This window comes from Salinisphaera hydrothermalis C41B8 (assembly GCF_000732535.1).
Lineage (GTDB): Bacteria > Pseudomonadota > Gammaproteobacteria > Nevskiales > Salinisphaeraceae > Salinisphaera > Salinisphaera hydrothermalis.
The window spans coordinates 133,447-156,225 of sequence record NZ_APNK01000006.1 but is presented as its reverse complement, the minus strand read 5'-3'; the positions used below and the strand labels follow the sequence as shown (position 1 = coordinate 156,225).

Here is a 22,779-nt window from a genome sequence, read left to right as displayed (position 1 = left end):
GAGAGGGCCCGACTGCGGAAGACCTCCCCGCTCGTTCCGAGCGGGCGGCGTCAGCCTTGTTTCGGGGCCGGGCAGGCGTTGCCACAATGGGCCAGCGTCTCGGCCAGCCATTGTCGAATATCCTGATCCAGCCGGGTATCGGCCGTCGCCAGGGCCGATACGCCGCCGACCGCGTTCGCGCTCGAGGCGGGCGCCGTGCTGACGAAGTGTTTCTGGGCGATGACCTCGCCGTTATCGGTCCGCAGCAGCGTGGCGGTCGCGCTGATCCGCCCGCGGCTGGTCGTGCTCGACGAGAAATGCTGCGAAAAATCCGACAGTTCCACCTGAAGGGCGAGATCGGCACGGCCCGAGGCATCGCCGAGTACCGCCGTGAACAGGCCGGAGCGCGATAGCGCGTCGCCCAGATTGTTGCCGACCAGGCTGGTGGGAGTGTCGGCCCATGACGATTGGGTGTAGGCCGAAAGCTGGGCGTTATCGGCGTAATCCAGCCGATAGAGCATGCGCTTGGAGCCCAGCCAGTCCGGCGCGCTGACCGGTCGCAGATCCAGGGTATATCCGGACGACGGGGCGCTCGTAGCCGCCGTATTCGGCGAGCCCGCGTCCAGTGTATAGCGCGTTGGGTAGCTGTCGCTGCCGCCGCCCAGCACGCTGCAACCGCCCAGGCCGAGCATGAGCGTGCCGCCGGCCAGGGCGATGGCCAGCACGGCCATCCGTCGTGGAAAACGCGTCTGTGGCGTCATATCGAATTCCTTATTGACCGCCCGTGGCATGGAAACCGGGTTCGCCGGGCCCGGGCCGTCGAGCCGGCGGGCCGGTGAGCACGCTCTGCGGCTTGGCCGAGAGCTCGGCGCCCAGGTTCTGAATCTGGCGTGCCGTATCCTGCATCTGGCGCGTGAGCGCATCGATGTGCGGCAGCACCTGATTGTTCAGGTTGCGCATCACGTCCTGGCTCGACTGGCCGACGCTCTGGGCCGACTGCGCGGCCTGGCCGGCTTTCTGGATCGCCGGGATCGCCTTGTCGGTCAGATGGTCGACGCTGTCCACCGTACGCCGCAGCTGGCGTGTGAGCTCTGGCAACTGGGCCAATGTCGGCTGCAGCTGCTTCTCGGCTTCGGTGAGCTGGCGCGTGGCCTGGTTGAGCTGGGCCAGTGTATCGCTGATATGTTTGGCGTTCTTGCCGCCCGTCAGGTTCTGGACCTGGTCGAGAATCTGGCTCACCTTGTGGAGATCGGCCTGGCCGCGGCTCTTCAGCCGACCGAGCAAGCCCTTGTGCAATGGCAGCTGGGGCGGGTTGCCGGTCAGCTTCGGGCCCGACGGATCCGGCGTTTTCAACGTGAGCGTGGACATTCCGGTGATGCCCTGGGTGGCCAGTTCGCCGTAGCTGGATTTCGTCAGCGGCACCGAATCGCGCACTTTGAATACGATGCGGACTTTATTCGCGTCTTGCGGATCGAAGCTCACGCTCTCGATATGGCCGACCTTGAGGCCCTTGAACTTCACCGGCGATTCCGCGCTCACCCCGCCCACCGACTGGGTGGTCTCGATGATCATCGTCCGATGGGCGTTATCGCCGGTGGACAGCCAGAAGAAGAAGCCGACGGCACCGCCCCCGAAGAACAGGATGAAGATGACGGCGGCGACGATGTGCGAACGGTTTTCCATGTTAGGTCTCTTGCGCGCCGGACGCCGTGTCGGCGGCGAAAAAACGCTCGATGAACGGATGTGAAACGCGGCGTACCTCGTCCAGCGTTCCCACAGTCAGGATACGGCCCTCGTCGAGGATCGCCACCCGGTCGGCTACGGAGGCGAGCGTCGATCGATCGTGGGTCACGATCAGACCCGACAGCCCCATATCCTTGTGCAGGTGTTCATAGAGTCGATGAAAATCGGTGGCCGAGGCCGGGTCCAGCCCGGCGGTCGGCTCGTCGAGAAACAAAAGTTCCGGGTCGAGCGCGAGCGCCCGGGCCAGCGCGACGCGCTTGACCATGCCGCCGGAGAGCGCGTCCGGCATCTGGTTGCCGACCTCCGGATCGAGGCCGACCGCAGCCAGCTTGAGGCTGACCAGATCGTCGATCATCGCTTCGGGCATGTCGAGGCCATCGCGGCGCAACTCGCGCATCGGAAACGCGATGTTGTCGAACACCGGCAACGAACTGAATAGCGCGCCCTGCTGGAACAGCACGCCCCAGCGCCGGCTGAGCTGACGCATGCGCGACTGATCGAGATGCTCGATGCGCACTCCCAGCACGTCGACCGAGCCTTCGTCAGGTTCGTTGAGGCCGATCAGGTGCCGCAGCATCAACGACTTGCCGCCGCCGCTGCCGCCGATCACGGCCAGCGTTTCGCCGCGCTTCACTTCCAGGTCCAGGCCGCGCAGGATCCAGCGCTTGCCGATCTTTGCGCCCAGGCCGCTGACTTCCACCGCGGCTTGCGATTGTGGGGTGTCGTCGGCGCTCATATCAGCCCCATCTTGGCGAGAATGGCGCCGCTGAGCGCGTCGATGATCAGAATCAGAGACAGGCCCACGACCACCGAGCGGGTGGTCTGGGAGCTCAGGCTATCGGTATTGGCGCGCGCGGTCAGGCCGAAATAGCTGCCGACGAGGGCAATGATGAGCCCGAAAATCGCGCCCTTGGCGAGCCCGAGCCAGAAGTTGTACATCTGCACCGACTCCGGCAGGCGGGCGATGAACAAGGCGAACGGCACGTTCAGATCAAGCTGCGCCGTGGTGGCGCCGCCCATGATCTCGGCGCCGTCGGTCCAGACCACGAGCAGCGGCATGGTGATCATCATGGCGATCACGCGCGAGGTGACCAGCCGCAGCCGCGGCGAGCTGCCAAACGTCTTGAGCGCGTCCAGCTCTTCAGTGAGATGCATGCCCGCGATGCCCGCGGTGATCGAGGAGCCCGCCCGGCCGGCTTGAATGAGCGCGGCAATCACCGGCCCGAGTTCGCGCAGCACGGCCAGCCCCATCAGCCCGATGATGCGCTGGTTGGCGCCGAAGCTCGACAGCGTCACGCCAATCTGCAGGCTCATCACCACGCCGATCACGTAGCCGGTCACGCCCAGCAATACGATTGACGACACACCCGAGCGATAGATCGCGGCCGTGATTTCACGCCACGGAATCAGACGCCAGCGCACGGCACAGGTGCCGATATCGACGAGCACACCGGCCAGCAGGGCGATCATGCCGCCAACATGCCGGGCCACGGCAATCAGATCGCCGCCGAGGCGATCGAGCAGATCAATCAGACTCAGCCGTCGCTCGCGCGGCGGCACTTCCGGCGCGTTCGCCAGGCGTTCGAAGCGCTGGCGATGCGGATCGCGACAGTTCAACTCGGCCGGCTCCTGGCCGCCCCAGGCCTGCCACAGCACCCAGGCGCCGGCGCTGTCGAGCGCGCTGATGTCACTCAGATCCCAAGTCATCTCGGTAGGTGAATCGAGCGCCTCGAGTTCGGCGGCCAATCGCTTGCGATGATCGCTGACGTTGAACAGCCGCCAGGAGCCCGTCAGACGCACGCGACGGCGCCCGGCGTCGTCCTCGACCTCTAGCTTGGGTGGCTCGCCGCCGTTCTGGCTGTCCACGCCGGTCATCGCGCCGAACGGGCCGCGCGCCGGCCGGGCCGTACGGTGGAGACGGGAGATAGCGACATCATGATCGTGGGGCACGCGCGAAACACGCCGACAAAACTAGCGCAGAGTGGGCGCGGCCCGCATCCGTATTGCGCCGGGGCTGTGCTCATTGCGGTGTGTGTCGTGGCGATGGCCGATCAGGAACCGTTGGAAGACGCCGGGTGGTCGCCCAGGGCCGAATCCAGAATATTGATCACCGCGTTGTAGTTCGTGCTCTGGTTATGCAGCGCCTCGAACACGGCATAGCCGTACGGCTTGATCTTCTGCGGCCCGCCGCGCTTGTTCGGATCGGCGCCGTGGTCGAGCATGAAACGCACCATCTTCGGGTCGTTGCGCTTGATCGCGAACAGCAACGGCGTGAGGTGATCGGAATCGGCGCGCGGATCCACCTCGTCCACATTGCCGCCATGCTTCAGGTAAGCGGTGGCACAGCCATAGGCATCGCCCAGCGCGGCTTCGTGCTGGAAAATCTGCACCAGCCCGCCGGCCTGGGTGATGGCTTTCGTATCCGCCTTGTCGTGGCTGTCGGCGCAGTAGCGCTCGGCGGGTGAGCCGGCCGGTTTCTTGGTGGCGGCCTGCTCACTAGGCGTGGTGCCGCTCCCTTTGTTCTGGGTTTTGTCCGGCGATGTCGGCGTGGTCGACGACCCGTTCTGGGTGTCGGGGGTCGGATTCGTGGCCTGATTTGTAGCTTGGGCCGGCACGGCGTGCCGGGACGGGCCCGACCAGTAGACCGCGGCGCCGATGATCACGATCGCGACCACGGCGATCGCTGCGATGATGCCTTTCTTCACCAGAAACTCCTCGTTGCGAAACGGTCGGGCCGTGTCATTCGGAATCGCGTCGCTGGCCAAACAACGCATCGAGCTTCTCCTCGAACGCGTTGTAGCCGAGATGATCATAAAGCTCGCTGCGGGTCTGCATGGTATGTAGCGCGGGCTTTTGCGTGCCGTGTTCGCGAATCGTGCGATAAACGTCGAGGGCCGCGTTGGCCATCGCGCGCGAGGCCGACAGGGGATACAGCACCATCGCCACGCCCTGGGCGGCCAGTTGTTCGGTGGTATACAGCTCGGTCGCGCCAAATTCGGTGATGTTCGCCAGCACCGGCACGCCCAGCGCGGTGAAGCGGGCATACATATCCAGATCGGTCATCGCCTCGGCGAAGATATAGTCCGCACCGGCTTCCACACAGGCCGCGGCCCGCTCGACCGCCGCATCCAGGCCTTCCACGGCCAGCGCGTCGGTACGGGCCATGATCTTCATCTCGTCGCGGGCATCGACCGCCGCCTTGATGCGATCGACCATTTCCGCCTGCGAGACGATCTCCTTGCCCGGCCGATGCCCGCAGCGCTTGGCTGCTACCTGATCTTCGATATGCACGGCCGCCGCGCCGGCGCCTTCCATGAGCTTGATCGAGCGGGCGATGTTGAATGCGCTGCCCCAGCCGGTATCCACGTCGACCAACAGCGGCGTATCGGTGACATAGGTGATGCGGCGAACATCCTCGAGCACGTCGTTCATCGTTGTCATGCCCAGATCGGGCAGCCCGTACGACCAGTTGGCGACGCCGCCGCCGGATAGATAGATCGCTTTGAAGCCCGAATGCTCGGCCAGCATGGCGCTGTACGCGTTGATCGCGCCGACGATCTGTAGCGGCTGTTCCTCATCGAGTGCGGCGGCAAAGCGTTGCGGTGCAATCATGGTGAGGATGTCAGTGTGGAATGGCGGGGATCAGCTTAACGCAGGGGTGGGGCGTTGTGGCTGGGTAAGGCGCATTTTCGTTGCTATTTGCAGATGGATAGAGTGCGACAAGGGGCCGCGTACGCGCCTTACGGGGCGTATGGCGTTAATCCAAGGGGCTTTTCAGAGAGCGGTTTCGCGCTGATGTGCGACCCCTCCATTGGCTGCAGAGTCGTGATTTTGCGGTTGGCAGTTGTAAATTCTGCACTTCGAGTCTGAGTTCAGATATTGGGGTTGGCGAACTTCCGGTTTCGCACTGCAGTGCGAGTCCCTTCTTTTGCTTGCTCAAAAGAAGGAACCAAGAAAAGAGCACCCGCATCGGCGCCGGCTACGCCGGTGCACTCCGGTGCTCGCGGCAACGGGATGCGGCCAGAACTCGGGCCGCTTTGGCGGCCCTCAGACAGGCTGGCCGCACCGGCGCATGCGCCGGACACCCGTCGCCGCTGCGCGTCTCCGTCGCCTCAGACGGGACGTAATACAAACTCACCTCCCAAGCATCGCGAGTACACCGAAGTGTCGCGGGCCCGCGCTGTATTGGGTTCCCTTGCGGAGCGCCGAGCAGCACAGCCGAGACGGGATGAAGCAGCCGGCTGTTTGAGCGTCAGCGAGTTCCGGCTGCGCCCGGCTCGGCGAGCAGCGCAGGGCATCGATGCGCAGCATCGACGCGTAGATAGGGTGTCGTTTCCTTTGCTTCCTTTCGTTTGGACAAGCAAACGAAAGGGAGTCGCGCTACAGCGCGAAACCCCAAGTGACGACAGACTCGCGAGTTTTCCTGGCGCGGACGGTTGGTTTTGGCGGCTAATACCTTGAGCCACCAGGTCATTTAAGATTTAGTTTAACTAGCCTTGGTATGAGAAATCGCCCATCGATCATGGAATCACGGATAGTAACCATTCGAACCACTTATCGACCGGTTCTAGCTCCGTGCCTCCCGCATCAGCGCGAAATCAGAGCTCAACGTACCCCGTGGTTTAAAGCATCAGCCGCCGCAATCGAATAGAACCCAAACCCGCCGGTCTGACCATCCGACCCGCCAGCGTTTGCCCGGCAGACTCGCCGGCAACGCCTCAACTCAACCACCGCACCGCAAACCGAATAAACCAGCGCGTAAACGCGTTGTACGGCGGCCGGAACAAAAACGCCAGCGAGAAACGGTCGCGCAGCACGCTGCGTTCGTGCGAGAAGGCCATATAGCCGTAGTGGCCGTGGCTGTTACCGATGCCCGAGTTGTTCACGCCGCCGAAGGGCAACTGGCCGTGCAGGAAGTGCATCATCGCCTGGTTGACGCAGGAGCCGCCGGCGCTGGTTCGCGACAGCACGGTTTCGATGACGTCGTTGTCCGTCGCGTACACATATAACGCCAGCGGTTTCGGCCGGGCGTTGATGGACGCGATGGGCTGTTCGATATCGGTATAGCTGAGAATCGGCAGCAGGGGGCCGAAGATCTCTTCCTCCATGATGCGGGCGTCTTCGTTGACCTGGGTCAGCAGCGTCGGTGCCAGGAAACGATCGTCGTTGGCCGGCACCGTGCCCACGGGCAGCTTGGCACCGCGCTCGATGGCGTCGTCCAGAAGGCCGCGCACGCGCTCATAGTGCTTGGTGTTGACGATACGACAGTAGTCGTCGTTCTCGGCCAGCTTCTCTCGCGGGCCATACAGGGCATCGAGCGCCTCGCGACAGGCCGCGATGAATTCGTCGCGGATCGCCTCGTGTACATACACATAATCGGGCGCGATGCAGGTCTGCCCGTTATTGGCGAATTTGCCCCAGATCAACGTCGTCGCCGCGGTCTTGATCTTGGCCGAACGGTCCACGATCACCGGCGACTTGCCGCCGAGTTCCAGCGTCACCGAAGTCAGATGCTTGGCCGCCGCGCCCATCACGATGCGCCCGACGGCGGGCGAGCCGGTGAAGAAGATATGGTCGAACGGCAGTTCCAGCAGCGTCTGTGAGGTCTGCACGGCGCCCTGGACCACGGCCACTTCGTCCTCGTCGAACAGCTCGGCGAGAAACTCCTGCAGGAAGGCCGCGCAGTGCGGTGTCATTTCCGAGGGCTTGAGAATCACCGTGTTGCCGGCGGCGATCGCCGAAACCAGCGGCCCCAGCGAGAGATTGATCGGATAGTTCCACGGCGAAATGATCAGGCAGACGCCGCGCGGCTCGGTGCGTACCTCGGCGCTCGTACCGAACATGAGCAGCGTCGGCCGCTTGCGCTTCGGCTTCATCCAGGATTTGAGCTTGCGCATCGCATGATGTGCCTCGGCCACCACCGGCAGGATCTCGGTGACTTCCACCTCGGCCGCCGGCTTGGCGAAATCGGCGTGACAGGCCGCGTGGATCGCCTCGCGTTTCTCGAACATCAGCTCGCGCAAGCGCTTGAGCTTGGCGATACGTTCGGCAGCGCTGGAACCACGAAGCGCCAGCGCCTTGGGCTGCTGGCCTTCGAACAGTCGGTGGATACGGGCGGGATCGGTCTCGACCATGGTCTCGGCAAAGGGCGTGGTCGGCTGGGCCGCGCTGTTCATGGGCTTCTCCCCGTGCAATGGCGCCGTATGGCTCTTGTTTTACGCGTGTGCTCGATGACTGTCGAACGCGCCGCGATGCCAGTGGTCGACGGCCGGACCCGCTGCGATGAGTTGACCCGGCCGAATCGCCATCTTAAATTACATTGAGTGATGTAAATAATACAGCGGTGGGTGGCGATTTGTTCGGGCGACCTGTTTCGACCGGGTCGACGCCGACGCGAATGGGCAAGAACCCATCGTGTACGCACCGCGCATAAGGTCTCTGGAGGAGTGCCATGAGCGATACACGGATCACGCTGGCCGAAGCCCGGGCCTACGATCGGAAGCGCTGGTTATGGCCCATGGGTTTCGGGATCATCATTCTGGTGGCCGCTGCCACGGTTGCCGGCTGGCTGAGCGGCATCACGGTGCTGATGTTCGCCGGGCCGATCATGGTGTACGGCATCGTGCCGTTGCTCGACTTCATGATCGGCAAGGACAGCACCAACCCGCCGGAACGGGTGCTCGACGTACTCGAGGACGACCCGTTCTATCGTTACTCGACCTATATCTACGTGCTCGTCCAGCTCGTGCTGTTCATCGCCGTGTGTGTCGTCGTGGGCACGCAGCCGCTCACGATCTGGCAGTGGCTGGGGTTCGTGTCGACGATCGGCATGCTGTCGGGTATTTCCATCAATACCGCGCATGAGCTCGGGCACAAGAACACGGCCGTCGAGAGCTGGCTGGCGAAGATCGCGTTGGCACCGGTGGCCTACGGGCATTTCTACGTCGAGCATAATTTCGGCCACCACAAGCGCGTGGCCACCCCGGAGGACCCGGCCAGTGCCCGCCTGGGCGAATCGTTCTGGCGGTTTCTGCCGCGCACCGTGATTGGCAGCGCGCGTTCGGCCTGGCATATCGAGAAACGCCGGCTGGCGCGCAAGGGGCGGCCGACCTGGTCGCTGCACAATGAAGTGCTGCAATCCTGGGGCATGACAGCAGTGCTCTGGATCGGCCTCATGGCCGCCTTCGGCGTCGCGCTGTTGCCGTTTCTGATCATCCAGGCCGTGCTCGGGGCGTCGCTCTTGGAAGCCGTGAACTACTGCGAGCACTACGGCCTGAAACGACAGAAGCACGACAACGGGCGCTACGAGCGCTGCCGGCCGGAGCATTCCTGGAACAACGACCACATCGTGACCAATATCTTCCTGTTCCATCTGCAGCGGCATTCCGATCACCACGCGCATCCGACACGGCGCTACCAGTCGCTGCGGCATTTCGACGAGGCGCCGGAGCTGCCGACCGGCTACGCCGGCATGATCGTGCTCGCTTATATGCCCTGGCTCTGGTATCGCGTGATGGACCATCGCGTGTTGGCGCACTACGACGGCGATATCCGCCTCGCCAATCTCGATCCGCGCAATCGCGACCGGCTGCTCGCCCAGTACCCGCCGCCCGCGACGTAGAGGGCGAACACCGGTGCGTCGCCGACGCGCCGGTGTTTTGGTAGCCTTGAAAGCCTTTGTGATGGCGCTGCCTCCCGCAGCGCCTGTTTTTTGGTCTGGTCTAGCGAGAGCGAGCAATGAAAAAGTGGCAATGCATCGTCTGCGGTTTCGAGTACGACGAAGCCGAAGGTATGCCCGATGAAGGCATCGAGCCGGGCACCAAGTGGGAAGACATTCCCGACGACTGGACCTGCCCGGATTGCGGCGCGCCCAAGGACGATTTCGAAATGATGGAAGTGGACTGAGCGATACCGTGGCCGTGTCGCAGGCACGCTCGCCGCAGCGCGGCCGGATCGACACGCGACCCCAGGGCCGCCGTACGCGCGGCCCGTTTTCGATGCAATGAGGCACGAGCGCATGGACCCGATCATCATCATCGGCACCGGACTGGCCGGCTACAGCGTGGCGCGGGAATTCCGCAAGCACGACACCGAAACGCCGGTGATCCTGATCACCCGCGACGATGGCGCGAGCTACTACAAGCCGGATATCTCCGAGGCTCACGCCAAGGACAAGACGCCGGCCGATCTGGTGCAGAAAACGGCCGAAGAAATGGCCGAGATGCTCGATGCCACCGTGCGCACGCACGAACAGGTCGAAGCCATCGACCGCGAGGCGCATCAGGTGAAACTGGCCAGCGACACGCTGACCTATTCCAAGCTCGTGCTGGCCTGGGGGGCTGATCCGATCGTGCTGAATCTGGCCGGCGATGCGACCGATCGCATCCACAAGGTCAATAACCTGATGGATTATCGTGTCTTCCGCGACCATCTGGCGGCCGGATCGCATGTCGCGATTCTCGGTGCCGGTCTGATCGGCTGCGAGTTCGCCAACGATCTCATCCAGCACGGTTACAAGGTTTCGGTGGCCGACCCGGCCGGCTGGCCGCTGGCCCAGCTCGTACCGGAAGCTGCCGGCGACGCGGTCAAGACCGCGCTCGCACATGCCGGTGTCGACTGGCATCTCGGCCATGCCGCGACCGGTGTGCACCACGGCGGCGACGATCGCTACCACGTCTATCTCGACGACGAGTCGCATATCGATGCCGACGTCGTGCTCTCGGCGGTCGGTCTCAAGGCCGGCACCGAACTGGCCGAGGCGGCCGGGCTGGACGTCGATCGCGGGATCGTGGTCGATCGCACGCTGGTCACCTCCGACCCGGATATCTATGCGCTGGGCGACTGTGCCGAGGTGGCCGGTCACTGGCGGCCGTACGTCGGCCCGCTCATGCAGTGCGCGCGCACGCTCGGCAAGACGCTGGCCGCCGGCGCGGATGCCGAGCCCGGCCAGGTGAAGTACCCGACCCTGCCGATCATCATCAAGACGCACGTTTGCCCGGTGATCGTCTATCCGCCGGTCGACAAGCACGGCGAATGGCAGATCGAGCGCGACGGCACCGCGGTGGAAGGGCGGTTCGTCGACGGCGACGGCCAGCTCCGCGGTTTCGTACTCACCGACGAAGCCACCAACAAACGCCGCGACTACATCAAGGAAGCCCCCGCGCTGCTCGACTGAGTCGCCCGGCCCGCCGCATGGCAGACTGAGTTCGGGCATGGGCTCGAACGCTGGACGCTGCCATGCCCGGCCGCTGCGGTGGCGTAGGTCGGATTAGCGAAGCGTAATCCGACAGGAACGCCTATCTGCGAGAGCTTGCGGCGCGCCATGTCGGCTTACGGCCTTCGGCCTAAGCCGACCTACACCTGACGACAAGCGCCGTGATGCTTGCATCTCCCGAAGACACGCTAAGACTCGTCGCGATCGCGCACGACGCGTCGCGTGCCGAACCAGAACCAGATCAGTACCAGCGCCAGTGCTCCGGCCGCCGCGTACGACACCGGCTTGAGATATTGCTCGAGCATGTTCCAGTGCGCGCCGAGTTCGTAGCCGGCCACGGCGAGCGCCAGATTCCAGGGTAGCGAGCCGAGCAGCGAATACAGCAGAAAACGGCCGAGCGGCATTTCGCCGATGCCGGCCGGCAACGAGATGAAGGTCCGGAAGGCCGGCAACAGACGCGCCACGAACACGGTGACTTCGCCGTAACGGGCGAACCAGTCCTCCGCCCGGTCCAGATGCTTTTCATTGAGCCAGACATAGCGGCCATAACGCTGGATCAGCGGCCGCCCGCCGCGCCGGCCGATGGCATAGGCGATCCAGCTGCCCACGACGTTGGCGAGTGTTGCGGCGACCACCACCGCCCAGAACGATAGCGACCCCTGATACGCCATGAAACCGGCCGGCGGGATCACGAGCTCGCTCGGGATGGGGATGCAGGCCGACTCGAGCACGCTGAGCACGAAAACGGCGATCAGGCCGTAGTGTTCGACAAAAGAGGTCAGGGCATCGGACACAATGTTCTCCGGGAATTACGAGTGGGCCGCGAGGGCGCCGAGCTCGGATAGGGCTTGGCGCTGCGCGACCGCGGCCAGCGTGCGGCCGGCCAGCCGCGCGCCCTTGATGTTGCCGGCCATCGGGCCGAGTTGCAGGCTCGCCGGGCGCCCGGCCACGTGCAGGCCGGGCAGGGCGGCCAGATCGGTATTCAGATGCAGATGACCATCGGTATCGGTGGCGAGCCCGAAATCCGTGATCGCCCGGCCCAGTAGGCTTTCGGGCGCCGGATGCGGGGTAAACCCGGTGGCCAGAATCACGCGCTCGGCCGCAATCACACGCCCGTCGTCCAGCCGCACGCCGCCCGCGCGCATTTGTGTCGGCTCGCCGCGGCACCAGGCGATCGTGCCGTCGGCAAGCGCCGTGGTGATCGCACCGTGGATATCCGGTGGCAGGGTGCCGGGCAGCCGGGCGTCCGCAAGCATCGCGGTACGGCCGGCCAGCGGCGTATCGGCGAACGGCGCCAGACAGCGCGGGCCGGCATAGCAGGGGTCGGAATCGAAGTGCGCGGGCTCGGGCGGTCGCCGGGTGAGCCAGCACACGCGGTGACCGGCCTCGGCCGCGCGCAGCGCCAGCTGTGCACCAGTGATGCCGCCGCCCACGATGACCGTGGGTGCGCCCGGCGCGCCGAGTTCGAAGCCCGGGTCGAAGACATGTTCGGCGGCCTCGAACCCGGCCGGGCGATAAGGCCGGCTCGGACCGGTGGCGAGCACCACGCGTCGCGCGGTCGCACGCTGCCCGTCGTCCAGCTCGACCTTCCAGCCCTGACGCGTGCGGCTCAGGCGCTGCGCGCTTTGTTGAATATGTGGGGGCGTGCCGAGTTCGGCCGTGGCGTGTTCGTTGAACACCGCCAGCGACGGCCGACGATAGTAGCCGAGCGCATGGGCGTCGTCGTAGCCGTGACGCGCGGCGAAACGGCGCAGGCTGTCGGCGCGCGCGCCCAGATGATGTGCGTTCGACGACCGCAGATAGCGCATGCCACAAGCCGCGGCCCGGGCGCGCCAGGCCGCCATGGGCGCCTGCGGGTCGACGATCGCCAGATCGGTGTCGGGCGCGGCGCGCGTGATGGCGGCGGCAATGAAACGGCCGTGCGGGCCGCCGCCGATGATCAGACAGTCGTAGTCGGTCATGGAATACGTCAGCAGCCCTGGATGGGGTGGTCATCGAATCCGCGGATTCGCCCAACCCTCACGATGGGGACGATCCTAGCATCGCCCAATGAAACGTCTCCGAGACGACAGGCGCCGAGGCAACCCGTCCGTCTATTGCCCGCCTGGATCGGTCTCGGTCCGGTGTCGCAACGGATTGATAATCAGAATCAGAACGGCTCAAACATCGGTAAAGTCGCTGTGATACAACGCCGATCGGAAGCGATATTAACCAGGACGATCGGTATGTCGGCGCAACGCCACCATCACGAACATCACAACAGTCATCGGCTCGGCTGGCTGAGGGCTTCAGTACTCGGCGCCAACGACGGCATCGTGTCGGTATCCAGCCTCGTGCTGGGTGTGGCCGCCAGCCAGGCGGATGGCCACAATATTCTGCTGGCGGGGATTGCCGGGCTGGTGGCCGGCGCGTTGTCGATGGCGGCCGGGGAGTATGTCTCGGTGAGTTCGCAGGCCGATACGGAACAAGCCGACTTGGCCATGGAGCGGCGCGAGATCGAGGCGCACCCCGAGGCCGAACACACCGAGCTCAAGAACATCTATATCCAGCGCGGCCTGGAGGCGCCGCTGGCCGATCAGGTCGCCCGCCAGCTCATGGCGCACGATGCGCTGGGCGCCCATGCCCGAGATGAGCTCGGCATGTCGGAGATTACGGCCGCGCGCCCGTTGCAGGCCGCGTTCGCCTCGGCGGCGTCGTTTGCCGTGGGTGCTGCGGTGCCGTTGATCGTGGTGCTGCTGGCCAGCCGTTCGGCGGTGATGGCCGCGGTGTCGATCAGCGTCCTGCTGTCGCTGATGGTGCTCGGCGCCTTGTCGGCCAAGGCCGGCGGGGCGCCCATGTTCAAGTCCGCGGCCCGGGTCACGATCTGGGGCGCGATTGCCATGGGCATGACCTCGGCGGCCGGACTGTTGTTCGGCGCGGCGGTGTAAGTTCGGACGCGGGGCGCCGAGCCTTCGGCGCCTCGATCAGCCCAGCGCGCGCAGCTGCCGCGCCGTTAGCAACCAGCGCAGCGTGCCGGTGCCGCCCTCGGGCGCGCCGGGGAATTCGAGCAGCGCGGCCCCCGCTTTCTTGAACGCCAGCAGGCGATCGCGGCGCCGCGTCAAACTCCAGGACACCCACGTCGCCAGATCCGGCTCGTGGCCGACCAGCATCACGCGGCGCTCGCCGAAATGCGCGTGCAGCCATGCGTCCAGCGCTTCCATGTCCACCGGCGGGGCCAGCACGTCGGCCTCGTCCACCGGCGGGTCGTCGAGATAGCCGGCGAGGATCTCGGCCGTCTGGCGCGCGCGCAGTAGCGGGCTGGTGAGAATGTCGTCGATCGGCATGTCGGCCAGCGCGGCCCGCAGGCCGGTCGCGGCGGCTCGGGTACGGCGTTCGCCGTGTGCGGTGAGCGGGCGCTCGGCGTCGGACAGCCCCATGCCGTGGGCTTCATCCCGGTCGAGCGCAATGCCGTGGCGAATCACGATGATATCCATGGCCGTATTGTCGCCTGTTGCAGTGTCGGCGTCATTACATGGCGCGCGCGCCATGTCGCCGAGGGTGGCTCGAGGCTATCGATAAGCCCGCCGCGAACAATAAAAACAATTGTTAGATATTCCGACAGTCGCAATAGCTTGGGGTTGAAGGGCTCGGGCCGGATGGCGGCGATCGAACGTCATCATCGATGGGGTGAGCGAGGGGCCCGAATAGACACAAGACCACGCGGCGGGCGTCGTGTATCGGCGAATCATTAACCAGTGCGGCAAAGCCTTGTTTATCGGCGCATCCAGGGATTTATACCCGGGTTTATCCACAGCGTTGTACACCTGTTGTGCACCGGTGCCACACAATATGTAGTGATTTGGGGCCCTAAAATGGGTTCTTGACCACAGTATCTAGTGGGGTATCTTATTTGTCCAACGACGCGGTTCCGGGCTATCCACCGCGTCCGTTGGGGGCACATTTTCCACGGCGCGTTGCAGCGCAACGCAGCCAACCAGCGCGGAGACGAGATGGAACAGGCAGGGATTTCCGAGCGCGGCGACACGCGCCAGCAGCACGGCGATACCTCGGGCGAGCAGAGCTACGGCGCTGCCATCGAGGCCACCAAACCGGGCGCTTACAAGGTCATTCGTCGCAACGGCAAGGTCACGCCGTTCGACGCCTCCAAGATCGAGCTCGCCGTCACCAAGGCGTTCATCGACGTGGAAGGCCAGCAGGGCGCGGCGTCTTCGCGCATCCGCCAGACGGTCAAGGACATCACCGAGCAGGTGGTCAACGGTGTGACCCGCAGCCTGCCCGGCGGCGGCGCGGTGCACATCGAAGACATCCAGGACTACGTCGAACTGGCGCTGATGCGCTTTGGCGAGCACAAGGTGGCCCGCTCCTACGTGCTCTATCGCGAAGAGCGCGCCCGCGAGCGTGCGGCCAAGAAGGCCGAGACCGGCGAAGGCGAGAGCCGCAACGTCGCCGGCGATATCCAGGTCACCTTCAACAACGGCAGCACCGCCGAACTCGATCGCGACCGCCTGACGCGCGTGATCGGCGAGGCCTGCGAAGGCATCGCAGGGGTCACCGCCGACACCGTGCTGGCCGATACGCTCAAGAATGCCTACGACGGCATCACCGAAGACGAGCTGTCCACCGCGCTGATTCTGTCCGCGCGTCAGCGCCTGGAAGCCGAGCCCAACTACGGCTCCGTGGCCGCGCGCCTGCTGATGGACAAGCTGCGCCACGAAGCGCTCACCTTCCTGGCCGACGGCGAGGTGGTGTATGCCACGCACGCCGAGATGCGCGAGGGCTACACCGCCTACTTCAAGGACTTCATCGCCCGCGGCGTGCACCACGAGCTGCTCGATCCGCGCCTGGGCGAATACGATCTGGACGCGCTCGGCAACGCGCTGATCGCCGATCGCGATCTGGGCTTTACCTATCTCGGCCTGCAGACGCTCTACGACCGCTACTTCATCCATCACAACAACAAGCGCTTCGAACTGCCGCAGGCGTTCTTCATGCGCGTGGCGATGGGCCTGGCGATCAACGAGATCGAGCGCGAAGAAAAAGCCATCGAGTTCTACAAGCTGCTGTCGAGCTTCGACTTCATGTCGTCCACGCCGACGCTGTTCAACTCCGGCACCCTGCGCCCGCAGCTGTCTTCCTGCTATCTGACGTCGGTGGACGACGATCTGCACGGCATCTACGAAGCCGTCCAGGACAACGCGCTGTTGTCGAAATTCGCCGGCGGCCTGGGCAACGACTGGACCAACGTCCGTGCCATGGGCGCCCACATCAAGGGCACCAACGGCAAGAGCCAGGGTGTGGTGCCGTTCCTGAAGGTGGTCAACGACACGGCCGTGGCCGTGAACCAGGGCGGCAAGCGCAAGGGCGCGGTCTGTGCCTATCTGGAAACCTGGCACAAGGACATCGAGGAATTCCTCGACCTGCGCAAGAACACCGGCGACGATCGCCGTCGCACCCACGACATGAACACCGCGAACTGGATCCCCGATCTGTTCGTCAAGCGTGTCCTGAACGACGAGCCGTGGACCCTGTTCTCGCCCAACGACGTGCCGGACCTGCACGATCTGACCGGCAAGGCGTTCGAGCAGGCCTATGTGGCGTACGAAGCCAAGGCCGAGCGCGGCGAGATCACCAACACCAAGACGCTTCCGGCCGTCACCCTGTGGCGCAAGATGCTGTCGATGCTGTTCGAAACGGGCCACCCGTGGTTCACCTTCAAGGACCCGTGCAACCTGCGTAGCCCGCAGCAGCACAAGGGCGTGGTGCACAGCTCCAACCTGTGCACGGAGATCACGCTTAACACGTCGCCGGGCAAGGAAATCGCGGTCTGCAACCTGGGTTCGGTGAACCTGCCGCAGCACATCGAGAACGGCCAGCTGAACACCGAGAAGCTCCAGCGCACCATCAACACCGCGATGCGCATGCTCGACAACGTCATCGAGTACAACTACTACAGCGTCAAGACCGCGCGCGATTCCAACCTGCGGCATCGCCCGGTCGGCATGGGCCTGATGGGCTTCCAGGACGCGCTGTACAAGCTGAAGCTGCCGTACGAGTCGGAAGAGGCCGTCGAGTTCGCCGATCGCTCCATGGAGCAGATCAGCTACTACGCCATCCAGGCCTCCACCAACCTGGCCGAAGAACGCGGCGCCTACAGCACGTTCAAGGGCAGCCTGTGGGATCAGGGCATTCTGCCGATCGATTCCATCAAGCTGCTGCGCGAGAACCGCGGCGAAGAGTATCTGGACCAGGACGAAACCCAGACGCTGGATTGGGAAACCCTGCGGGCCCGCGTGCAGCAGGTCGGCATGCGCAACTCCAATTGCATGGCCATCGCGCCCACGGCGACCATCGCCAACATCACCGGTGTGAGCCAGTCGATCGAGCCGACGTACCAGAACCTGTACGTCAAATCGAACCTGTCGGGCGAGTTCACCGTGGCCAACCCGTACCTGGTCGAAGACCTCAAGAACCTCGGCCTGTGGGACGCGGTCATGGCCAACGACCTGAAGTACTACGACGGTTCCGTGCAGGCGATCGACCGCATCCCGGACGAGCTCAAGGTGCTCTACAAATGCGCCTTCGAGATCGACCCGCGCTGGCTGGTCGAGTCCGGTTCGCGCCGCCAGAAGTGGCTGGATCAGGCCCAGAGCCTGAACCTCTACATGGCCGAGCCGTCGGGCCGCAAGCTCGACGAGCTGTACAAGCTGGCGTGGAAGAAGGGCCTGAAGACCACCTACTACCTGCGCACCATGGGTGCCACGCACACCGAGAAGTCCACCATCAGCGATCACCGACTGAACGCGGTGGCTAACGCAGGCAAGGGCTCGGGTGGTGGTACCGGCGCCGCGAACGGCGGCTCGGCCACCAACGGGGGCGGGGCCGCCAGCAACGGCGGTGGCCGCCCGACGGCCAGCGCCAAGCCGGCGCCGGCCGCGGCCCCCACCGCGCCCATGGCCTGTGCCATCGACGATCCGGACTGCGAGGCCTGTCAGTAGGAAAAGATCCCAGTCCGCAAATGAACGCGAATCGACGCGAATGAAGACAAGACTAAGCCGACTTTATTCGCACTCATTCGCGTGCATTTGCGGACCGTTCAAACACTGCTTCTAACGAAGACTGCACCAGGACAACACCATGCTTGACTTCGAAGACACCCCGCGCCAGGGCATCCCGAACCGCGACGCCCACAAGCACGGCACCGTATCCAACCCGAACCCGGCCGGCGCCACGCCGGACCCGTTCGCGCTCGATCGCGAGCCGGAAGCGCCGCAGCACGCCGATGCCGGCGACGCCGTCACCGGGCTGGAGCAGGTCGAACTCGGCGGTGGTCGCGTACAGGTCGACGACAAGGCCATCATCAACTGCCGCGCCGACGTCAACCAGCTCGTGCCCTTCAAGTACACCTGGGCCTGGGACAAATACCTCAACGCCTGCGCCAACCACTGGATGCCGCAGGAAGTGAACATGGCGGCGGATATCGCCACCTGGAACGACCCGAACGGCCTGACCGACGACGAGCGCCTGATCCTCAAGCGTGGCTTCGGCTTCTTCTCGTCCTCCGAATCGCTGGTGGCCAACAACCTGGTGCTGGGCATCTTCAAGCACCTCACCAACCCCGAATGCCGCCAGTACCTGCTGCGCCAGGCGTTCGAGGAAGCCGTGCACGGCCACTGCTTCCAGTACATCGTGGAAAGCCTCAACCTCGACGAGGGCGAGATCTTCAACATGTACCGCGAGCTGCCGAGCGTGCACAACAAGGCCGCCTGGGCCCTGCAGTACACGCAATCCCTGTCCGACCCGAACTTCAAGACCGGCACCCCCGAAAACGACCAGAAGTTCCTGCGCGACCTCATCGCCTTCTACTGCGTGTTCGAAGGCATCTGGTTCTATGCCGGCTTCGTGCAGTTCCTGTCCTTCGGCCGCCGCAACAAGATGACCGGCACCGCCGAGCAGGTGCAATACATCATGCGTGATGAGTCCATGCACCTGAACTTCGGCATCGACGTCATCAACCAGATCAAGATCGAAAACCCGCACCTCTGGTCCGAGGCCTTCCAGGAAGAAGCCCGCGCCATGATCGACGAGGCCATGCACCTCGAGATCGAATCCGCCCACGACACCATGCCGCGTGGGGTGCTGGGGCTGAACGCTTCGATGTTCGATGAATATATGAAGTTCATCGCTAATCGGCGTTGCTCGCAGATCGGTCTGGCTGAGCTGTATCCCGGCGCGGAGAATCCGTTCCCGTGGATGAGTGAGATGATGGATCTCAATAAAGAGAAGAACTTCTTTGAGACTCGGGTGATTGAGTATCAGACGGGTGGGGCGCTTAGCTGGGATTAAGCAGTCGGTAGTAAAAAGAACTAAGAATCTGATAATTTAGCGGGCTATGCGCCCGCTAAATTATATGTGAACGAATTGTCGTGCTACCCGAATTAGCTCATAAAAAACCGATAGACCGGGTTTACCCTGTAGTCAAATGGGCTGGGGGTAAGAGGTGGTTTGTTTCTCGTTTCGGCGATCTGTTTCCGAGAGATATAATCCGATATATTGAGCCATTCGCTGGCGGAGCCGCCGTTTTTTTCAGTCTTCGCCCCGAAAGTGCTATTTTGTCGGACGCAAACTCTGAACTCATTAACTGCTATTCAAAGATAAAAAATAATCCTAAAAAAATTATTGAAATACTGGAGCGGCATCAAAAAAGGCATGATGAGCAATACTATTATTCTGTGCGAGATGAGAGTCCGTCTTGCAAATACGAGCAGGCGGCTCGCTTTCTTTACCTAAATAGGACTTGCTGGAATGGTCTATATAGGGTAAATAAAAAAGGAAAATTCAACGTGCCAATTGGCACCAAATCGAAGGTCTTGTTACCTACCGATGATTTTTACGCGGCGTCTCGGTTGCTGTCTCGAGTAGAGCTAATTCATTCTGATTTTGAGCCGGTCATAGCAAAAGCAGAAGACGGGGATTTTCTGTTTGTGGATCCGCCGTACACGGTCAATCATAACAACAACGGTTTCGTTAAATACAACGAGAAAATATTTTCTTGGTCTGATCAAGAAAGGCTTTTCGGTTCGTTGAAGAAGGCGAGTCAGCGTGGTGTAAAAATCTTAGCAACCAATGCAGATCATCAGTCTATTAAAGAGCTTTATGAATTGGATTTTGATCTAATGCCTATATCGCGGAATAGTATTATTTCTGGAAAATCAAGTTTTCGTAGGCAAACAAGCGAGTTGCTGATTAAGAATTATTAATGTCTAAGTTGTTCTATTATGTCGTCGTTTACGGCTTGATTACGTGTCCAGTTGAATTGACTTTCTGCAAAACTCTGACAGTCAGTGAATATCCCATCAAAAACCGGCGCGTTTAACCCAATTGATTTTGCTCGATGTACAGCGTAGCCGACATATGCCCTTGCGTACTGATATAGCGTCGCAGGTCTTCCGTGGAGCCAATTGCTAAACTCTCCGTTGGTGTACGTCTCAGAATGAGCAAGGGCGGTCTCTAGCCCGATTTGGGGGTCATAATTGAGCTCTTTACGTAAATCGTGCACCAAATCGATTTCGTTCGTATCAAGAACCACAGCCCACTCGTATTGGGAAGTTACTTCCGATGCGATTTTATTTGAAAGAACTTGGTAGAACGACCAGAAATCTTTATGCGGCCCCCTGCCTACTAGTATGCCGGGGTGGGCAGTGCGATGTATTTGGAAGCCAATTTTGTTAGTGCTGGTGCGGTCTATATCGATCCACAGCTTCTTTTTAATAAACCAAGCCCCGCTTGTTAGGCTAACAACCTTCGCTGCGTGGAAAGACGCGTAATAAAAGCTGACGCCCGACCATTGCGTCGTGCCCTTCATGGATCCTTCGAGTCCGTGAGCAAATGTGCTACAAGCTAAAGCGAGATGACGAGTAGCATCATTGCTCATTGCGGTGGCCAACGAGCGGAATTTATCGGTCCCTGATCTTGCTACTGACAGACTTGAGTTCGCAGTAAGAAATTGATCCACTGAGCGTGAAGCGGGGTCATGGGACGTGGCTTGCTCGGCGTACACTGCGAAGGACTCTGTAAGGTCTAATACGTCCATAACTAGGCGCGGGCCCCCCACAACATTTCGCTAATAACTGTTCTAATCTGAGATATTCCAGCAGTCCCCTGTTGGCCTCTAATTTTCTCTTGATCCAGTTCGGTAACGTCAATCGGCGATAAGGCTTTTTCTAGTTGTTGCAGTGTTATCTCTCCGACAGGAATATCTATAGCTTCTATAACTTGAGGGTATAGTTGTAACAGCGCGCGGATCACGCGGTTTTGGTAAAGGTTGGATTCGCCGCTAATCCAGCCTGCTTTATCGAGCGATTTTATTGCGTCGAAATACGCTATTAATTGCTCCCGTTGTGTTTCATATCCGACTTCGCCCATGCGAAGCGGGGAATTTCTCTTTTTAATTAGAGACTTTATTTCGGGTGCAATCGACGCCTGCGTTAAAGATTTACTTTTATCTTCCCCGGTTAGGTCTATACGCTGAAACAGCGGGCTCGAAAGATCGGTGCTTAAGTCATATGTTAGATCTGCAGCGCGAGCCATTTCGGGATCGCTGTCGCTACGCGTCAACCTGACTAGGTCCCATCTTAGAGAAGCAGGAACTCGCTTCTGAGTATCATTAATTTCTACGAAAAGGGTGGCCATCTCGGGCTCGGATAGACCCAAGTGTATCGTGCACCCGTATTTTATTCCGCGCTTAGCAAAATGTTGCGCCCAAAGGCGGTGCTGCCCGTCGACGATCAGGAACTTAATGTCGGGGCTGAACTCTACTTTAGAGTCATGTATTTCGAGCTCTTGGGTGTCTGTGGCTAATACGATGGTGTTAGGGAAAATGCGTCCCTGGTCGATGACGTTTGCCGCAATTTTTTTTGCCCGGCTTTCATTGACAGTTCGTTGGAAGCCCAATTCTGGATCGTCTATGCGCCAGGATGGCGTAGTTCGCTCTAGTAGAAAGCTGCCGTCAACATTTGCGAAAACTATTTTCGTGGGATCAGATTGTAGTAATAAGCCTGGAAAGTTTCTGCTTGCCACTTTTGGAACCTTCGTTTTGGATGCTAGCTCTCGATGCTCGAAGCGCCAGCTAAGTTTAAAGTGTTTCAGGGTACGTATATCTTATCGGCATAGTTCGACGCAATCGCTGTCTGACAACTCAGGTGCGAGCGTTGAGGAAGGTGGATTCAACTCCCAACTGCAACAGGGCGACCCTGTTTCAGGACTTCATGAGGCGTTAGATAATTGAGACGCTTTCGTGGCCGATGGTTGAGCAAAGCCACGACTTTGTCTACATCCGACTGCTCGACTTGGCTCAACGCGCTGCCCTTGCGAAAAAATTGACGTAAAAGTCCGTTCAGGTTCTCGTTGCACCCGCGCTGCCAAGGCGAGTGTGGTTTCGCAAAGTACACGGTTAGACCCGTGCTCCGAGCAATGCGCGCGAACGCGCTGAACTCGGAGCCGTTGTCGTAGGTGAGCGTATGCCGCCATCGCCGCGGGAGTTTTTGGAAAGCGGCAATCGTCGCATCCGCTAACGGCTCCGAATGCCGGCTTCTCAATTTGAAGGCCACGAGATAGCCGCTTTTACGCTCCACGTGGGTCGCGATCGCGCCCGTGTTGTTCTTACCCCAGATCGTGTCGCCTTCCCAATCGCCATAGCGCGCTCGACGATCGACGATGGCCGGGCGCTGCTCGATATCCAGGCGGGCGGTCAGCCGGCTTGTCAGTTGCGACAGCCGACGTCGACGCCGCCGATGTTTGTGGCGCCGTCTAAGATAGGGCGGGAGTTGGGGTCAGGTCTTGCCTTT

Annotated in this window: 19 protein-coding genes and 1 pseudogene; 7 read left to right on the top strand and 13 right to left on the bottom strand. The window is 61.9% G+C overall.

Translation table 11 applies throughout. The annotated features are described in order from the left end of the window. Window positions 1-50: 50 nt before the first annotated feature. The 7 genes from C41B8_RS06615 to C41B8_RS06585 all read right to left on the bottom strand — a co-directional run bounded on the left by C41B8_RS06615 (window position 51) and on the right by C41B8_RS06585 (window position 7,898). Window positions 51-740: an ABC-type transport auxiliary lipoprotein family protein gene (locus C41B8_RS06615; protein WP_198025086.1), complete on the bottom strand. Its 690-nt coding sequence runs from the start codon at window positions 738-740 to the stop codon at window positions 51-53. A 10-nt stretch (window positions 741-750) separates the two neighbouring features. Next, a complete protein-coding gene (locus C41B8_RS06610; protein ID WP_037335725.1) occupies window positions 751-1,662 on the bottom strand; it encodes an MlaD family protein in 912 nt (303 codons plus the stop codon). Window position 1,663: 1 nt separating this feature from the next. Beyond that, the gene (locus tag C41B8_RS06605) at window positions 1,664-2,458 is read right to left on the bottom strand and encodes an ABC transporter ATP-binding protein (RefSeq protein WP_037335722.1); all 795 of its coding nucleotides are present in this window, start codon (window positions 2,456-2,458) and stop codon (window positions 1,664-1,666) included. Continuing rightward, the gene (locus tag C41B8_RS06600; RefSeq protein WP_051883188.1) at window positions 2,455-3,672 is read right to left on the bottom strand and encodes an MlaE family ABC transporter permease; all 1,218 of its coding nucleotides are present in this window, start codon (window positions 3,670-3,672) and stop codon (window positions 2,455-2,457) included. Before C41B8_RS06600 ends, C41B8_RS06605 begins: the two co-directional genes overlap by 4 nt. 101 nt (window positions 3,673-3,773) lie before the next feature. Beyond that, on the bottom strand, window positions 3,774-4,496 hold the full coding sequence (locus tag C41B8_RS06595; protein WP_198025085.1) for a hypothetical protein: 723 nt from the start codon (window positions 4,494-4,496) through the stop codon (window positions 3,774-3,776). Continuing rightward, on the bottom strand, window positions 4,462-5,334 hold the full coding sequence (gene prpB, locus C41B8_RS06590; RefSeq protein WP_037335718.1) for a methylisocitrate lyase: 873 nt from the start codon (window positions 5,332-5,334) through the stop codon (window positions 4,462-4,464). Before prpB ends, C41B8_RS06595 begins: the two co-directional genes overlap by 35 nt. Window positions 5,335-6,440: 1,106 nt before the next feature. Next, window positions 6,441-7,898 (bottom strand): aldehyde dehydrogenase family protein, encoded by a 1,458-nt coding sequence (locus C41B8_RS06585; protein ID WP_037335715.1) that lies wholly within the window; start codon window positions 7,896-7,898, stop codon window positions 6,441-6,443. A gap of 275 nt (window positions 7,899-8,173) precedes the next feature. On the opposite strand from C41B8_RS06585, the gene C41B8_RS06580 reads away from it, so the two are divergent. The 3 genes from C41B8_RS06580 (at window position 8,174) to C41B8_RS06570 (ending at window position 10,897) form a co-directional block, all read left to right on the top strand. Then, window positions 8,174-9,343, top strand: coding sequence for an alkane 1-monooxygenase (locus C41B8_RS06580; protein WP_037335712.1), 1,170 nt, complete (start codon window positions 8,174-8,176; stop codon window positions 9,341-9,343). A 116-nt stretch (window positions 9,344-9,459) separates the two neighbouring features. Next, entirely contained in the window at window positions 9,460-9,627 is a 168-nt protein-coding gene (locus tag C41B8_RS06575) for a rubredoxin (RefSeq protein ID WP_037335711.1), read from the top strand. Window positions 9,628-9,739: 112 nt separating this feature from the next. Beyond that, window positions 9,740-10,897 (top strand): NAD(P)/FAD-dependent oxidoreductase, encoded by a 1,158-nt coding sequence (locus C41B8_RS06570; protein WP_037335709.1) that lies wholly within the window; start codon window positions 9,740-9,742, stop codon window positions 10,895-10,897. Window positions 10,898-11,124: 227 nt separating this feature from the next. Here C41B8_RS06570 and C41B8_RS06565 read toward each other — a convergent pair whose 3' ends face one another. Next, complete coding sequence (locus C41B8_RS06565; protein WP_198025084.1) at window positions 11,125-11,730, bottom strand: DedA family protein; 606 nt, start codon at window positions 11,728-11,730, stop codon at window positions 11,125-11,127. 15 nt (window positions 11,731-11,745) lie between these two features. Next, complete coding sequence (locus tag C41B8_RS06560; RefSeq protein ID WP_037335707.1) at window positions 11,746-12,897, bottom strand: FAD/NAD(P)-binding protein; 1,152 nt, start codon at window positions 12,895-12,897, stop codon at window positions 11,746-11,748. Window positions 12,898-13,161: 264 nt separating this feature from the next. On the opposite strand from C41B8_RS06560, the gene C41B8_RS06555 reads away from it, so the two are divergent. Further along, window positions 13,162-13,863 carry a VIT1/CCC1 transporter family protein gene (locus C41B8_RS06555; RefSeq protein WP_037335705.1) on the top strand — a complete coding sequence of 234 codons (702 nt, stop codon included), beginning with the start codon at window positions 13,162-13,164 and terminating at the stop codon, window positions 13,861-13,863. A 36-nt stretch (window positions 13,864-13,899) separates the two neighbouring features. Here C41B8_RS06555 and sixA read toward each other — a convergent pair whose 3' ends face one another. Next, window positions 13,900-14,409, bottom strand: coding sequence for a phosphohistidine phosphatase SixA (gene sixA, locus C41B8_RS06550; protein ID WP_037335829.1), 510 nt, complete (start codon window positions 14,407-14,409; stop codon window positions 13,900-13,902). Between the two features lie 516 nt (window positions 14,410-14,925). On the opposite strand from sixA, the gene C41B8_RS06545 reads away from it, so the two are divergent. From C41B8_RS06545 to C41B8_RS20060, 3 genes are all read left to right on the top strand, one after another. Further along, the gene (locus tag C41B8_RS06545) at window positions 14,926-17,931 is read left to right on the top strand and encodes a ribonucleoside-diphosphate reductase subunit alpha (protein WP_051883193.1); all 3,006 of its coding nucleotides are present in this window, start codon (window positions 14,926-14,928) and stop codon (window positions 17,929-17,931) included. Between the two features lie 139 nt (window positions 17,932-18,070). Next, window positions 18,071-19,279 (top strand): ribonucleotide-diphosphate reductase subunit beta, encoded by a 1,209-nt coding sequence (locus C41B8_RS06540; RefSeq protein WP_037335703.1) that lies wholly within the window; start codon window positions 18,071-18,073, stop codon window positions 19,277-19,279. Window positions 19,280-19,359: 80 nt separating this feature from the next. Then, complete coding sequence (locus C41B8_RS20060) at window positions 19,360-20,193, top strand: DNA adenine methylase (RefSeq protein ID WP_198025083.1); 834 nt, start codon at window positions 19,360-19,362, stop codon at window positions 20,191-20,193. Here the strand turns inward: C41B8_RS20060 and C41B8_RS20420 are convergent. The 3 genes and pseudogenes from C41B8_RS20420 to C41B8_RS21120 form a co-directional block, all read right to left on the bottom strand. Continuing rightward, window positions 20,190-20,798, bottom strand: a complete 609-nt coding sequence (locus C41B8_RS20420) for a KH domain-containing protein (protein WP_156962446.1) — start codon at window positions 20,796-20,798, stop codon at window positions 20,190-20,192. The two genes, C41B8_RS20060 and C41B8_RS20420, sit on opposite strands and share 4 nt — an antisense overlap. Window positions 20,799-21,028: 230 nt before the next feature. Then, complete coding sequence (locus C41B8_RS20055; protein ID WP_198025082.1) at window positions 21,029-22,012, bottom strand: DGQHR domain-containing protein; 984 nt, start codon at window positions 22,010-22,012, stop codon at window positions 21,029-21,031. A 146-nt stretch (window positions 22,013-22,158) separates the two neighbouring features. Continuing rightward, window positions 22,159-22,749 (bottom strand): annotated as a pseudogene (locus C41B8_RS21120) (IS30 family transposase); the annotation flags it as partial. Window positions 22,750-22,779 lie beyond the last annotated feature (30 nt).

Excerpts from the sequence above, each read along its gene's own strand:
- C41B8_RS06615 (WP_198025086.1), bottom strand. The coding sequence starts at position 740 with ATGACGCCACAGACGCGTTTTCCACGACGGATGGCCGTGCTGGCCATC.
- C41B8_RS06610 (WP_037335725.1), bottom strand. The coding sequence starts at position 1,662 with ATGGAAAACCGTTCGCACATCGTCGCCGCCGTCATCTTCATCCTGTTC.
- C41B8_RS06605 (WP_037335722.1), bottom strand. The coding sequence starts at position 2,458 with ATGAGCGCCGACGACACCCCACAATCGCAAGCCGCGGTGGAAGTCAGC.
- C41B8_RS06595 (WP_198025085.1), bottom strand. The coding sequence starts at position 4,496 with ATGCGTTGTTTGGCCAGCGACGCGATTCCGAATGACACGGCCCGACCG.
- prpB (WP_037335718.1), bottom strand. The coding sequence starts at position 5,334 with ATGATTGCACCGCAACGCTTTGCCGCCGCACTCGATGAGGAACAGCCG.
- C41B8_RS06585 (WP_037335715.1), bottom strand. The coding sequence starts at position 7,898 with ATGAACAGCGCGGCCCAGCCGACCACGCCCTTTGCCGAGACCATGGTC.
- C41B8_RS06580 (WP_037335712.1), top strand. The coding sequence starts at position 8,174 with ATGAGCGATACACGGATCACGCTGGCCGAAGCCCGGGCCTACGATCGG.
- C41B8_RS06575 (WP_037335711.1), top strand. The coding sequence starts at position 9,460 with ATGAAAAAGTGGCAATGCATCGTCTGCGGTTTCGAGTACGACGAAGCC.
- C41B8_RS06570 (WP_037335709.1), top strand. The coding sequence starts at position 9,740 with ATGGACCCGATCATCATCATCGGCACCGGACTGGCCGGCTACAGCGTG.
- C41B8_RS06560 (WP_037335707.1), bottom strand. The coding sequence starts at position 12,897 with ATGACCGACTACGACTGTCTGATCATCGGCGGCGGCCCGCACGGCCGT.
- C41B8_RS06555 (WP_037335705.1), top strand. The coding sequence starts at position 13,162 with ATGTCGGCGCAACGCCACCATCACGAACATCACAACAGTCATCGGCTC.
- sixA (WP_037335829.1), bottom strand. The coding sequence starts at position 14,409 with ATGGATATCATCGTGATTCGCCACGGCATTGCGCTCGACCGGGATGAA.
- C41B8_RS06545 (WP_051883193.1), top strand. The coding sequence starts at position 14,926 with ATGGAACAGGCAGGGATTTCCGAGCGCGGCGACACGCGCCAGCAGCAC.
- C41B8_RS06540 (WP_037335703.1), top strand. The coding sequence starts at position 18,071 with ATGCTTGACTTCGAAGACACCCCGCGCCAGGGCATCCCGAACCGCGAC.
- C41B8_RS20420 (WP_156962446.1), bottom strand. The coding sequence starts at position 20,798 with ATGAAGGGCACGACGCAATGGTCGGGCGTCAGCTTTTATTACGCGTCT.